This window comes from Candidatus Formimonas warabiya (assembly GCF_002777255.1).
In the GTDB taxonomy this organism is placed as follows: Bacteria; Bacillota; Dehalobacteriia; order Dehalobacteriales; family Dehalobacteriaceae; genus Formimonas; species Formimonas warabiya.
In genome coordinates this window covers 4,515,554-4,529,373 of record NZ_CP017634.1, presented here as the reverse complement: position 1 = coordinate 4,529,373, position 13,820 = coordinate 4,515,554, and the positions used below count along the sequence as shown (strand labels likewise).

Genomic DNA, 13,820 nt, shown 5'->3' with positions numbered 1-13,820 from the left:
CTTATCAGGCATGTAAATTCCGCCGTCCTTGAGGTTTTTGATTCAATTCTTCTGGTCATGACTTCTTTCCTTTCCAAAAGCAAAGAGACCTGTTCTCCTCAGTTAAAATCATCTGATATAGGTAATGAGATTGGGCTTCCTGTCCGGTGCCTGGACAGCCGCAGCTTTCTTATATCCTAGCGCAACCGAAGTGTAAGGCTTGTAGCCCCCGGGTATTTTCAGTAATTTTCGCAATTCGGAGCCTTGTGGTGCATTAAACGCTAACAGGACAAAGAAAATCCAGCACGACCCCAGTCCGAGTGACTCTGCGGCGAGCAGCAGATTCTGAGTAGCGGCGGCGCAATCCGCTTCGAGAGGGATGGGAGCCTGCTCATTGCCGGAGACGATGATCAGTGTCGGTGCCCCATATAAACAATTGAACTTCTCATTATTCCCTAGTGCCCTTAAATGTTCAAAATCCATTTGCGCAGCGACTTCTTTAGCGGCTAAGTTCAGTCTGTCCAGCACCTCCTGGTTTTGAATTACGGTAAAATGCCACGCCTGGTCCCCGGCGTTAGGCGCATACAGCCCCGCTTCCAGTACTGCCTGTAATTCTTCTTCCTTGATCTGTTCATCTTTAAAGCTTCTGATACTCCTGCGCTGTTTAATGATTTTTAAAGTCTCTGTGACAATCATCAAATCATCCCTTCCTTAATAAACTTCCGGGTCTTCAATTATCTCATCGTTTTCTACTCCAATAGCCGTATTCTATACATAACTTTCGTTTTGATACATAAGCCGCTGCTATCTTATCTACAAGATTGATAATATCAAAAGGGGACATTCCGTTGGCCGCTATCACCTTGTTTTTCTTGGAGACTAAACTTCCTCAGGCCTTAGCCACCTGTATATCTTCCAAAAAAACTTTGCAAATCTTTCACATACTCTGCCGGTTTACCTATTCATCCAAAGGATAGCCCGCTTCATCTTCTGAAGCTTTTCGCTTCATAAAGGCAGATTTCAAATATTCATCTGACTTCTTGATCAAATTCAGTCTTCCTTTCAGATAATCCCTAAGTTTCTCATCTAAACAGTATACATAACAGCCTTTTTGACCCCTGGTCATAAGGGTTCTGTAAGTATTCTTTATGATTTGATCAACAACGCGCAGAGCTTCTTCCTTGTTTTCCTTATACATTTTCTTAATGCCATTTAACGACTTATCCGTTTTTGCCCTCTTTGTAAAATCTGTCACTATTTTCTTTCCATCAAAGCGCAAATCATTTCCGATAATCACACCAATATAATCGAACCCCAGTCCCTGGGCAGTATGAATGCACCCAGCTTGATCAATAGAATCACGGTCAATTGCCCAAGTGGAATTGGTCAAATTCCAGCTCATTTGAAAATTAAACTCTTCAATTGATATATCGTATATTCTGCGATCTGTTTTACCCTCGGTAATCCAATTCCAGCAATATCCGGCAACTATTCTTGCTTTATTATTCTTTTTATTCTTCTCTACAATTAATTCCCTTAGAAAGTTCGGATCATCTACAATCCTGAAATCATAATCGAGTTCAAATCCATCAGAATTAGCCGTATTTCTGATTTCCAGCACATCATCCAGCCATGAAAGATAGCCGTCTGAACCATTACATCTAAACTGAGATTCCAGCTTCATTTCAACAACTTCTGCATTATTAAGTGTTGCGTATTTATAGATATCTTCTTTGCTCCCAAAATCACTTATGCTAATCTTTTGGTATTCATCTATAAAGAAAATAGAAAATTTTGATGCATAAATTATTTCTTTTGTTTGGTTTTCTCCTTTGTTTTTGAACATACCCGACTTCTCGCCTAATCGATGGGCCTCATCAACAATTAACACATCAAATTCATTTTCCTCTGATTCATAAAAAACTCCTGAACCTTTAAAAAGATTGTTAATATATGTTTTTTTGAATTTTTCTTGAAGTTTCTGGGCGTATACTTCCCTCGGCGCGCTATTCTTCGTAACATACTGACATACCATATCTTCCGAAATATATTTTACCAGTAAATTAACCGCCAAAACTGATTTTCCCGTACCGGGCCCACCTTCAACAATTAAAACCTGCTTCTTGCCGTATCTATATGATTCGCGTGCCATATTTAAGGCCGCTTCATAAACCGCCTTCTGGTCGTCAATCATAATAAATTCATTATTTCCATCCAGCATTTTAACAAGATTATCCTGAAGTGATTTTGACGGTCTTATTTTTCCATTTTCAATTATGTATAATATTTTTTTATAGTCAGGTTTCTTTATATATTTAGTGATAAAATCCCTTAATTTAAATACATCGCCTTTTGTATATACCGGGGCCATTGAAATATATTTTTCATATGCGTCGTCTGTCAAAGGGTCATTATTTTTTAGAAAATAGTTGTGTAAATATGCACAAGGATAAAGATTTACTTCACTTTTTTGTACTGACTCGTTATATTCCGAAATAAGTTGGGCATATGACCAGGCCTGATAGGAGGGATGGGCAATATATTGTCTACCGTAATAGGGCGTCTTGATGATCCCATCTCTGTCAGTAACAGCTTCAACTTTATCCCATTGCTTCAGTTCAATAATCACTACCGAGTTCTTTTCCTTATCATCAATTCCGGACAGCATAAAATCTATTCGCTTCGATGTCGCGGGAACTTTATATTCGATGGCAATCCCTGATTCATCCGGAATTAAAGGTGTATTAAGTACTTTATACATATAATTCATGGAATTGTTCCATGAATTTATTTCCTTTTCTGAAGTACGTCCGAATTTTTCTTTATATGAACGATATATTTTTAATGCAATCTCATCTTTGAGCACATCTTGCATAAATTCATGTTTTACAGCTTCATAAACAATCATATTATCACCTTTTATTCGAATTCAGTATATTTTTTGCTGTTCCCCTTTGATTTTTCTATCGGATACTTTTTACAATTTTCCTTTAGCTTATTTTCAATAATTTTGTAAAAATCAAGTTTCAAACAGTCGGACAAGAGAATGCAATAAATTATTACATCAGCTAACTCTTCAGCCACCTTTTCCTGATCACATGCAGGGCCCCATTGAAAGTTTTCCAGTAATTCGGCCGCTTCTATTACAATGGACTTGGCAAGATTTTCTGGTGTGTGAAATTGGCCCCAATCTCTTTCCTCTCTAAATAGCAGTATGCTTTTTATTAATTCTTCCAACATGTACACCACCGTTAGAAATAATTTTTCTGTTTTAAGCTAATAAATTGGTCTCCTGCCACAATTATATGGTCTAAAACTTTTACCGATATAGGGGCAAGGGTTGAAATAATAGCTTTAGTGACCTCTATGTCGGTCTGCGAAGGACTCAGACTACCGCCTGGATGATTGTGCGTTAAAATAACACTGTGTGCCTGATGACGCAGCACAAGTTCTAAAATAAGCCTTGGATATACCGGAACTTCGTTTACTGTCCCCTCATGCACCAATGCAGGATAATTTACCCTGTTTTGGGCGTCAAGACATATTACAAAAAAGCTCTCATATTGTCTGCCAACGAATAATGAAACAGCGTATGCACCAGCCTTGGAAGGGGTATTCAAAACGGGCTTTTCTCCCCATTTTCCTTTGAAATACCTTCTCGCTAGTGAAGGTATTAGAGAAACAAGAATTGCTGTATTCTCACTAACGCCACACCTTTGCCCTATATCTCTCGGGTCTGCTTCAAACAAACCGGCCAAGGATCCAAACTCGCGAACCATTTTATGTGCCATTTCATTTGTATCCTTCATTGGGATACAATAAAATAACAGCATTTCCAATACCTGATGATCGGTAAATGAATCCAGGCCTTCAGTCAAGTATCTTTCTTTAACTCTTCGCCTGTGACCTTCATGCAGCTTTTTATCCACCGAAATACCTCACTAACCAATCCGTCTTTATTTTCTTTGTATCGTTAGATCTCTCTTTTCCATAATTTATTAATAATTTCGACATTCATTCTTTGTTTCCTTTAAATGTTAAAATTGCACATTATCTTATCCTATTGCCATACAAAAAACAGGCCCATTGAAATAAGCCTGTTTTAATATGTCAGAGGTATGTCAGGGGGACAGGTCCCTTGACATAATAGTATATAGGATTTCATGTGAATGAAAAATATTCTTAAGATATTTACATCCCTACATTCAGAATTGTAATTATCACACTTATATTTTTATGCACCAATCCACCCTTATACATGCCCTTTTGCATTCATGTCAAGGGACCTGTCCCCTTGACATGTACTTGACATGAACGTTATTGTTTCAGTTATTTAGCCTGTTTGATCAGCCGACGGATATTACCAATTGTCGGTTCAATTCTTTTTCCGTCCAGAGTAACATAAATGCCCTCTCCGGCATGAGGATGATTTTCTTTAAAACGGATGGTATTGACCCGGACAAATGCATCCATTTTAAGCTCTTTCACATTATCATTGATTTCATTGTATAGTTCCTGAGCACCGGCTTTTGAGCACGTATCGCAGATACAAACAACCAATTCATGGGTGACAAAGGCAGAATTGGCCATGCGCCGTCTATTCCTGCCGAGCAAATCACTCTGCTGAGCGGGGCTGTAATGGGTGTGCAGCAGTTTATGCGCAAGTTCGGAATTCGCCTCACCATAAAAATCTCGATACAAACGGAGGACATCAGGATTCTCCTGTGATTTGCGGTATTTCGAAGCTTTATCAATATTGATCAGAACCTGCTGGCGATTTTCCAAAGCATTGATCTTCTCAGGCACAGGATGCCCTGCACCGCAAATACAACCACCAGGGCAGGCCATCACTTCGATCAGGTCATAACCCACTTCCTCACCCTGAATGATCTTTTCTATGATAGGCTCGGCATTATGAAGCCCGCTGATCACAGCCACGTTTACCTCTGTGCCTTCCGCGCTTACAGTGGCCTCTTTTACACCCTTAAAGCCCCGGACCTCTTCAAAGTCCAGATGATCCGTAAGGGTATTGCCTGTCAGCTTTTCCACCGCCATTCTCAGAGCAGCTTCAGCCACCCCGCCGGAAGCCCCAAAGAGAATTCCTGCTCCGGATACCCTTTTATAAGGGGCATCAAATTCCTGATCCACCACATCTTCTTTCCTAATCTGCTTGAGATCAACCATTTCCAGCATCTCTGTTGTAGTGAGCACAGCATCAACATCCCGAATGCTCTGAGGAGCAAATTCCGGCCGGGCAGCCTCAAATTTCTTGGCAATACAGGGGACAATAGAGACCACATAAAGGTCTTTTTTGTCTAATCCGGCCAACTGGGCGTAGTGGTTCTTCACAGTAGCCCCCATCATAGCCTGAGGAGACTTGCAACTGGACAGATAGGGAATCAATTCCGGGTAACGTTTTTCTACAAAATTGACCCAGCCGGGGCAGCAGGAGGTAAATTGGGGGATGGCACCTTTTTCCCGGATCCGGTCCAGGAACTCAGTGGTCTCTTCTACTACCGTCAGATCCGCTGCAAAGGAAAAGTCAAAAACTTTATTGAATCCTAATTTTTTAAGCAGACCTGCCATAAAAGAGGATGCTTCATCAAAAGAAATGCCAAAATGGGATGAAACAACACTTCTTACCGCCGGGGCCACAAAAGCAATCACTGTTTTTTCCGGATCATTAATAGCCCGGAATACTCTCCCTTTTTCCCGCTGATAATCCAAGGCGCCGCAGGGGCATGCGTTGACACACTGGCCACAACTGACGCAATCCGTTTCAGCCAAAGGAAGCCCGCTCTTGGTCCCAACCAGCTGCCGGCCATTCTTCATATAAAAGGTGAGAATATCAGGACCTTCCACCTCGGCGCAGGCAGCAATGCATCGTCCGCAGGAAATACACTTGTTGTGGTCCCGGATAATGATAGAATGATCCATAACAAGAGGAATATAAGGGCGCTCATGGACCGGCTGGACATACTCAATTTTATGGGCACTGGCTTCCTTTCTTAAATGGCAGTCATAGCGTTCATAACAACCGCATTTCAGACAGCGACGCGCTTCTTCTTGAGCCCCTTCCTCCGAAAGGCCTAATTCAACTTCCTGAAAATTATTTTTTCGGGCATCCAAGGAAATAGCCGGCATTTTGGCCCGCTCCAATTTGGGCATCTCTTCATATTCCCACTTGGGCAGGTCCTCCAGGGTGCCGCGGCTGCAGCTGTAATCAACATGCTGTTCCTTGACATACCCTTTCATCAGGAAGCTGTCCATTGATTCTGCTGCAAGATGGCCTGCCGCCACAGCCTGAATCACGGTTGCCGGTCCTGTGACACAGTCTCCCCCGGCAAAAATTTTCATTTCTGAGGTTTGGAAGGTTTTCCCATCGATTTCAATATCTCCCCACTTATTCAGTTTCACCGGAAGGTCATGATAAAGAAATTGGGTATTTGTACTTTGACCAATGGCGCCAATAATTGTGTCTGCTTCATAAGCCAATTCGCTGCCCTCAATCGGTATGGGACGGCGGCGGCCGGAACGATCCGGCTCCCCAAGGGTCATCCTGATACAATGGAGAACTTTTCGCCCATCCTCCTGGACGATTCTGCTGGGTGCGGTCAGAAAGGACATTTCCACCCCTTCATGGAGAGCTTCTTCTACTTCATAGGGTTCTGCCGGCATATTATCTTTTGTCCGGCGGTAAACCAGCCGAACAGATTTAGCTCCTAAGCGCAGTGCGGTCCGGGCACAGTCAATGGCCGTGTTGCCGCCGCCAATTACTACGACATTTTTTCCCAACTTGATGTCGGCATGTTTGGTTACCTGTTCCAAAAACTGAATGCCCAGCCAGACCCCGTCCAAATTTTCGCCTTCAATTTGTAAAGGAGTTGCCCGCCAGGAACCAATTGCCAGATATACTGCATCAAAATCTTCATGGAGATCCTGAAGACGGACATGCGTACCCAGAGTCTTATTGGTCATAATTTTTACGCCCAGATTCTTGATCAGGTCAATTTCTTTATCCAATGTTCCCTTGGGCAGACGATATTCAGGGATGCCGTAACGCATCATTCCTCCCGCATGGGCATGACGCTCAAAGACAGTGACATCATGTCCGTTTAAAGCACTGTAATAGGCTGCAGCAAGACCGGACGGGCCGGCCCCGACCACGGCGATTTTCTTACCAGTGGCAGATCTTTTCGGTGGCGTATAAGGCTGTTCCTGGGTGATATCCCAATCGGCCACAAAACGCTTTACATGATTAATGGCTACAGAAGAATCCACCAACTGACGGCGGCACTCAGCTTCACAAGGGTGGGGACAAACCCGGCCGCATACTAGAGGAAAAGGATTGTTCTCTTTGATCACCCGGACGGCAGATGCAAAATTTCCCTGACCGGTCAGGCTCAGATAGGATTGAATATCAATATTAGCCGGGCAGGTCTTCACACAAGGAGCAACGCAGTCTGCATTGTGGTCGGAGAGAATCTGTTCCAGACGAATTTTACGATAGTTTTCCAATTTCGGACTATTGGTGCAGATCACCATACCGTCCTTAACCGGAGTTTGACATGACTTCACATCCCGCTGGGCGCTCCCCTCACCTAATTCAACCACGCACAATCCGCAGTTGCCGTTGGAGCGTTCCAGCCGAATATCGTAGCATAGATGCGGGATATGAATATTTTCCTGAAGTAAAGCCTGAAGAATCGTGAGATTGTCATATACTTCTATTTCTCGTCCATTTACTTTTACCTTTATTCTGTTCAGCTCTGTTGTTTTTATCACATCAGGTTTTCCTTTCTTGAATCATATTTTTCTAAATATAAACAAAGATCTTTGCTGCTGTTTTTGGGCCCAAATCCAGCTTGTGATAATTATAACAAACTTTTAATGACTTTCATATACACTATTATAAATCTTAATGTTTAGAATATTGATACACGATGTGATATACGAATACGCGGCTGCATGAAAAACTTATTCAGGTAACGCAATGTCAATGGGACAGGTCCCTTGACATGATACCGTCATTATGTCATGGGACCTGTCCCATTGACATGTGCCCTGACATGATTTGGCATGAATGGAACAAACGAGACGCGTTAAGCGTCCAAATAACGGAAGAGAATGCGGCCGGATCCCGCGCGGTGCCTATGTGTTTACCTACGGAACTGCCCTATCGTGAGCGATGTATCCTGCTCCTCATTACGCAACTATGGTTTACGACTTCGAAATTTCTCCGGCTGCCCCTGCCCCGGTTCTATATATGCGCGCAGTTTGTTTGAGCGTTGGACCAGGCATCCCAATATGCACGGCGGGCAAAGGATATCCGGCCGCCTGTCTGAAGCGAAGAAACCTGTGTAAGGAGGGAAAAAATCCTTGAAGAATCCCTTTACGAACATCCTGAATACCCGGGGAAAAAGAAACAGTGCGGTTGTGGCCCTCACCGTCGTTCTGGCCGTGGCAATTCTCGGCACCCTTGTTTCCCGCAATGTACCAAAAACGTCTGATGAACCCGGGAACACACCGCCCGATATGGCGGCGCTGCGGGGCGAATATTTTGACTTTGCCATCAAGCACAGGCTTGACTACATCCCGTTTTTTGAGGAAGGCAAGGCCCCCACGGACAGCACGGAATATCTTTTTTGGGCCTTTGCCGTCAACCTGGATAACTGGGGTGAGGACAAGGGCACCATGACCCGCGTCTATGTCGATACCGCTATCCACGATCATTTCGAGGTGGGTGAGATTGCCCATGCGTCCATGTGGAAGGGCTGGGATTATGACGGTGAGAAATATGTGGCTGTTCCGGGAAGCATCAGCGACAAACCGGTTTACGCGCTCAGAGAATATTCGGCTGATGTGATTGACAAGAGAACGGTATACACAATCACCCTTGCCCAATGTGCCTACACCACCTATCCTCCTTCCGTTGAGGACATGGCAAACTACCGTACCGCCATTGTTTCGGGCGACCTCTCAAAGCTGTCGGTGACACGCACCGAAACCTTTAGATTCTATCTGAACGAGGAAACGGGAGAGCCGGTGTTCCTGTCGCACACCCTCTCTCCCGCTCAGGCGTTTTTTGAGAACACCGGTTCCAGTCAGCCCCTGACCGAGGGGATCTCCTCCAGAGAGAAATACTACGACTATTTTGCCGGCCACAGCCGGCAGGTAAATCCCTTGTTTGCCATCCCAAATGAGGAAGAAAATGCCTTGAACGCCAACCTGATGATCTTTGCCTTCCGGAACCTTGAGGCGGCGGACTTTCAAAAGGGGAGCACCCGGGAGGAAATCGACGACATCCTGAACAAATACTTCGGCAGGACGGTAGGCGAGTACATTACGCCATACTCTGAAGGCCTTGAAAATGGCAATGTGGCTCCCACCGCATGGAGCTTCCACGGCTGCAACCGCCTTGTGCTGACGCGGCTGTCGGCGGAGGATAACGGCAGTTTCACGGGAGTTTTTGACGTCTATGAGATACCGGAGGGCGAGGAAAACCTTGCCGCCATTGACAAGGCGCTGCGCGAGGGCGATACCGGCAGGTATCAAAGCTATTTTTCCCAAAGCGCCACCATCAACTGGTATGAGATAGAGGATGAGTCAGAACCCCAGGGCTTTTACATGCGCTACAACTACATTATCCCCGGCAAGGCACAGGACTGGGGTATCAGCAAAGGAATGTCAGAGGGACAGGTCCCTTTGACACCATTCTTGAGGCTAATGCGTTTTGTACTTACATTTGGATAGTTTTCGTTTATTTCAACGCTGTAAACATCCAGTTTATGCCGAACTTATCCCGCAAAGAACCGTGCAGGGTTGCGAAAAACGACGGGGCGAGCGCCATATAGATTTCACCGTCCTGCTTTAAAACATCCCACGCTCTTTGTACAAAAGCCATATCCTTTGTAGTGATTGAGACATACATGTTGTCGCCGGGCGTGCTTCGCCCAGAACTGTCGGCGCACATGATCTCCATACCGTCCAGTTGCAGCCGGGCGTGTAAAACCAGGTCCTTGTCGCTGTTGGGAATGGCGAAGGCGGGATTGGGCGGCATTTCGCCGTACTTTTGAATTTCCATAGTTTTTGCGTCAAATGCTTTTTCATAAGCCTTGATAGCTTCCATGCAGTTCCTGTTAAACATCAAATAATGCCCTAACATAAGAGACCCTCCTATTTTATTTTTGCGCCGCTTTCCCGGACTCTGAACCGGGTGATTTCCGCGATTAAATCATAGGGTATCGGTTCAGAAAGGGGAAATTGTATCGCGCCCTTTGATGTTTTGTATCCCGTCAGCCTATCGGCAAATGCACGTACACCGCTCGCGCCGGGATAAAGCCCGATGTGATTTTTGGCTGCCGCGAAATGCACGAGATTTTCATTCTGCCAGAACGTTGGCATCTGCCAGCTTATCTTTTCTTTCGCCTCCGGAGCGGCATTACGGATTGTTGTCCGGACTTGCTGGAGTATGTCCCGCACATCGGCCGGAAACAGCGCGATGTACTCGTCAATGGTGGTAAACACCGGTTTTTCCGCAGGTTCCTTACGTGTGTGATTCGGCTGGGTCAGAATATACGCCCGCTCAATGTGTTCTATCAACACCGGAAATATAGCGTTGTTCGTCACCTCAAAATAATGAATCACACGGTTTCTGGAGGTCTGCAAAACCTTCGCCGGCTCCCATTCGTCATGGAGGACATCGGAGGCAAAGGCAACCACCATACAATCCTTTTTGGCACTTACCTCGGCAAAAGCGGAGTGATGCCTCCACAATACGGCACTTGATGTCTCATGCTCGTCAAAGGAGCCGAGTTTTTCCAGCGCCATGCTGCGAAGCTGTTCATAGAGGGGCAGCCATTTTGCCCGGACGCCGGAAAATATCGCATGTGCCATGTCAATCATTCCTCATTCGTTGATAGATTTTATTTATAGTTTTTCAGCTTCGTGCCGATAAAAAGCTGCATATCTCATGAAAGCGCCCCTATTTTCCCAGTTTCTCCTCCATGATGCGGCAGCGCTCTTCAAAGCTAACCTCGCGCACGATTTGATGAAGCAGCCACATATAGCCGAAGGGGTCAATAAATATGGCGTTTATCACACCGAAATCGCCAAGCTCGGTGATCGGCTGTACTTCAGTGCACCCTGCGTCAAGTGCCTTTGAGAAAGTCTCCCTGATATTAGGTACGAGCACGTTGCACCACATAGGTTTTGGATCACCGGGCTTCGGGGCTACAAGCATAAAATCGGGGTTTTCATCAAGCATGTGAAAGCGGGTGCCATATATCTTAAAAACAGCCTCATTTTTCCCTTTACTATAGGATGTGACCTCAATGCGCTCCGTATCAAAAATCTTTTCGTATAAATCCAATGCCTTCAGACTATCGGATACAACCATATCAATTTCTACACCTGTCATCGCTAAACTTCCTTTCTTAGCATTTTAAAACTATTATACCATTTCCCAAGGTTTTTATTAATGGCAAGCCGGTGGGATCGTCACGATTTAGGAAGGAGTAAAATGGCAATAGGGCCGGCGGAATCACCCAGGTATCAGCTGCCTAGGAAAAAATAAGGAGGGTTTACTGTATTGACACGTGATCACGCCATGCCATATAATTCCAATAAAGGACAAAATAATTGGAGGTGTGCGCCCATGGCCGATGTTCAGCCAAATAAAATTTTTTCCTTCTATAATGAGGTTCCTGTACCGGATGAAATCCAATCCTTTCTGAGCGCCTCGGAAAAAGTAGAGTTTGCCGTGAAAACGGTACGGGATGTGGCGGTTTTTACCGACAAACGCATTCTCGTGGTTGATAAACAAGGATTAACGGGCAAGAAAATTGAATATTACTCTATTCCCTTCAAAAATATCGTCACCTATGCCATTGAAACCGCAGGTACTTTTGATCTTGATTCGGAAATCAAATTGGTCTTATCCGGGGGATTGCACATTGAATTGAAATTTTTCAAGGACAAAAGCTTAGCTAATCTGCTCTTAAGGGTGTATCATTTGATCAATAAATTTGTGATCGGTTAAATCTACTGAAAACGGAAGCCGAAACTGTTCGGCTTCCGTTTTTTCATGATGAGGGACGGGAAGCAATTGTCATGGGCTCTCTTTTAGGGCTGTCCGGCGGAGATGCCGCGGTGCCTGTGTTTTCCCCAAAGGGCGGACAGGGTATAGGCTGCCGCAAGGATGCCGATGACGCCACTTATTTTCATGCACCCTTGGGCCCCCAAGAATTCCATGATATTGCCCGCATAAAGACTGCCGATGGGCGCCACGCCGCCGAACACCAGTGAAAAAACGCTCATCACACGGCCGCGCATGTTGTCCGCACTATTCATTTGAATTGTGGAATTTACCATAGCCGTGAATGTGATGGAACAAAAACCCATCACGAGCAGTGTGGCACACGCAAGAATGTAGTTATGTTGAAGGCCGAGCAGAAGCAGGAACAGGGAAGTTCCCGCCGCCCCGCCTACAAGAGTTGAAATCCTGGGCCCGGTTTTGCTCCTGACCGCAAGGACCAAGGCGCCGATAAAGGAACCAATGCCCATGCACGTCATCAGAAAACCATAACCGGCCGCATTCTGGCCCAAATCCTGTTTGGCAAAAACCGGAATCAGTACATTAAAGTTCAAGACAAAAGTGCTGATTAGGGCCAGGAGCAGGAGGGGGTGCAGGATGATGGCATTCTGGGAGATATAGCGCAACCCTTCCCCGATATCTGAAAAAATATCCCGGATAGAGCCGGTACCCTCCCGGGCGGCAACCCGATCCGGCGTATCAATCATCCAGATCCCGGCAAGGACAGCCAAAAAACTGAGCGCATTCAGATAAAAACACATGGCGATCCCCACCAGGCTGATCAAGAAACCGGCTACCGCTGGCCCGATCATTCTAGCCAGATTAAATATGGTGGAATTCAGGGCAATGGCGTTCATCAAATCCTCCTTGCCCACCAGCTCCACGAAAAAAGACTGCCGGGTCGGCATATCCAGGGTATTTACAATGCCCAACAGCAAGGCCAGCACAAGCACATGCCAGTACTGGACAACCTGAAAATAGGTAAGACTGGCCAGGGTCACGGCCAGAACCATCAAGCTGGCCTGAGTAATCAGCAATATCCGGCGTCTGGGAAACTTGTCGACCAGTGTCCCGGCAAATAAGGCGAACAGCATCATGGGTAAAAACTGGGTAGCACTAACCAGGCTGAGTTTGAAAGCGGATTTCGTGAGTTGGAGCACCAGCCAGGCCTGGCCGATGTTCTGCATCCATGTGCCGACCAGGGAGATGCACTGGCCGATCCAGAATAGTCTGAAATTCCGGTGTCTCAACGCCGCAAAGCTGGATCCAAGGTTTATCATCTGTCCTTGTCCCCTTTGCCCGAATTTACCCGTTCTTTGAGTTTTTCCAATACCTCCTGGTATCTCATCTTTACCCGGCCCAGGGTGCTTTCCTTTTCCTCTACCAGGCGAATCTGCCTTTTCACGGTCTCCATTAATTGGCAGATCTCCTCCGCATCGCCGGTTTCCCCGGCTAGAATCTCCTTCAAAGTCCCTTCCAGGTCCAGAATGTTTTTGATCTCGCTGAGGCTGAAGCCAAGGCTGCCCTTCAACTCCTTGATCCGCGTCACCCGGTCTAAGTCTTCGTCGGTGTACAGTCTGTACCCCCCCTCCGTCCTCACCGGGGCGATCAATTCCATATCCTCGTAATACCGGAGCGTCCTCTTGGTAAGGCCGGTCTTTTGGGCTACTTCCTCAATCTGGAGATATGCTGATCCCATTCATCTCACCTCATAATTTAAAATTCTACTCCCCATTCACTTTAACGT

12 protein-coding genes are annotated in these 13,820 nt (G+C 45.6%); 2 read left to right on the top strand and 10 right to left on the bottom strand.

Going from position 1 to position 13,820, the window contains the following annotated elements:
* Positions 1 to 108 precede the first annotated feature (108 nt).
* The 5 genes from DCMF_RS20510 to DCMF_RS20490 all read right to left on the bottom strand — a co-directional run bounded on the left by DCMF_RS20510 (position 109) and on the right by DCMF_RS20490 (position 7,764).
* The gene (locus tag DCMF_RS20510) at positions 109 to 675 is read right to left on the bottom strand and encodes a nitroreductase family protein (RefSeq protein WP_148138006.1); all 567 of its coding nucleotides are present in this window, start codon (positions 673 to 675) and stop codon (positions 109 to 111) included.
* A gap of 262 nt (positions 676 to 937) precedes the next feature.
* On the bottom strand, positions 938 to 2,887 hold the full coding sequence (locus DCMF_RS20505) for a DUF2075 domain-containing protein (protein WP_148136147.1): 1,950 nt from the start codon (positions 2,885 to 2,887) through the stop codon (positions 938 to 940).
* Positions 2,888 to 2,898: 11 nt separating this feature from the next.
* Positions 2,899 to 3,216, bottom strand: coding sequence for a nucleotide pyrophosphohydrolase (locus DCMF_RS20500; protein WP_148138005.1), 318 nt, complete (start codon positions 3,214 to 3,216; stop codon positions 2,899 to 2,901).
* Between the two features lie 14 nt (positions 3,217 to 3,230).
* Complete coding sequence (locus DCMF_RS20495) at positions 3,231 to 3,908, bottom strand: JAB domain-containing protein (RefSeq protein WP_236860077.1); 678 nt, start codon at positions 3,906 to 3,908, stop codon at positions 3,231 to 3,233.
* Positions 3,909 to 4,308: 400 nt separating this feature from the next.
* Positions 4,309 to 7,764 (bottom strand): NAD(P)-binding protein, encoded by a 3,456-nt coding sequence (locus DCMF_RS20490; protein ID WP_472297454.1) that lies wholly within the window; start codon positions 7,762 to 7,764, stop codon positions 4,309 to 4,311.
* A gap of 594 nt (positions 7,765 to 8,358) precedes the next feature.
* On the opposite strand from DCMF_RS20490, the gene DCMF_RS20485 reads away from it, so the two are divergent.
* Positions 8,359 to 9,732, top strand: a complete 1,374-nt coding sequence (locus tag DCMF_RS20485) for a hypothetical protein (RefSeq protein ID WP_148136146.1) — start codon at positions 8,359 to 8,361, stop codon at positions 9,730 to 9,732.
* 7 nt (positions 9,733 to 9,739) lie between these two features.
* Here DCMF_RS20485 and DCMF_RS20480 read toward each other — a convergent pair whose 3' ends face one another.
* The 3 genes from DCMF_RS20480 to DCMF_RS20470 form a co-directional block, all read right to left on the bottom strand.
* A complete protein-coding gene (locus tag DCMF_RS20480) occupies positions 9,740 to 10,144 on the bottom strand; it encodes a VOC family protein (protein ID WP_148136145.1) in 405 nt (134 codons plus the stop codon).
* A gap of 11 nt (positions 10,145 to 10,155) precedes the next feature.
* Positions 10,156 to 10,875, bottom strand: coding sequence for a DUF5655 domain-containing protein (locus DCMF_RS30365; RefSeq protein WP_148136144.1), 720 nt, complete (start codon positions 10,873 to 10,875; stop codon positions 10,156 to 10,158).
* 88 nt (positions 10,876 to 10,963) lie between these two features.
* A complete protein-coding gene (locus DCMF_RS20470; protein WP_148136143.1) occupies positions 10,964 to 11,398 on the bottom strand; it encodes a VOC family protein in 435 nt (144 codons plus the stop codon).
* A gap of 237 nt (positions 11,399 to 11,635) precedes the next feature.
* On the opposite strand from DCMF_RS20470, the gene DCMF_RS20465 reads away from it, so the two are divergent.
* A complete protein-coding gene (locus DCMF_RS20465) occupies positions 11,636 to 12,019 on the top strand; it encodes a PH domain-containing protein (protein ID WP_148136142.1) in 384 nt (127 codons plus the stop codon).
* A gap of 83 nt (positions 12,020 to 12,102) precedes the next feature.
* On the opposite strand, the gene DCMF_RS20460 is transcribed toward DCMF_RS20465, so the two are convergent.
* A complete protein-coding gene (locus DCMF_RS20460) occupies positions 12,103 to 13,353 on the bottom strand; it encodes an MFS transporter (RefSeq protein WP_148136141.1) in 1,251 nt (416 codons plus the stop codon).
* Entirely contained in the window at positions 13,350 to 13,772 is a 423-nt protein-coding gene (locus DCMF_RS20455; protein WP_148136140.1) for a MerR family transcriptional regulator, read from the bottom strand. Before DCMF_RS20455 ends, DCMF_RS20460 begins: the two co-directional genes overlap by 4 nt.
* Positions 13,773 to 13,820: the final 48 nt, after the last annotated feature.

Coding starts and splice junctions, on each gene's coding strand:
- DCMF_RS20510 (WP_148138006.1), bottom strand. CDS start 675: ATGATTGTCACAGAGACTTTAAAAATCATTAAACAGCGCAGGAGTATC.
- DCMF_RS20505 (WP_148136147.1), bottom strand. CDS start 2,887: ATGATTGTTTATGAAGCTGTAAAACATGAATTTATGCAAGATGTGCTC.
- DCMF_RS20480 (WP_148136145.1), bottom strand. CDS start 10,144: ATGTTAGGGCATTATTTGATGTTTAACAGGAACTGCATGGAAGCTATC.
- DCMF_RS30365 (WP_148136144.1), bottom strand. CDS start 10,875: ATGGCACATGCGATATTTTCCGGCGTCCGGGCAAAATGGCTGCCCCTC.
- DCMF_RS20470 (WP_148136143.1), bottom strand. CDS start 11,398: ATGACAGGTGTAGAAATTGATATGGTTGTATCCGATAGTCTGAAGGCA.
- DCMF_RS20465 (WP_148136142.1), top strand. CDS start 11,636: ATGGCCGATGTTCAGCCAAATAAAATTTTTTCCTTCTATAATGAGGTT.
- DCMF_RS20460 (WP_148136141.1), bottom strand. CDS start 13,353: ATGATAAACCTTGGATCCAGCTTTGCGGCGTTGAGACACCGGAATTTC.
- DCMF_RS20455 (WP_148136140.1), bottom strand. CDS start 13,772: ATGGGATCAGCATATCTCCAGATTGAGGAAGTAGCCCAAAAGACCGGC.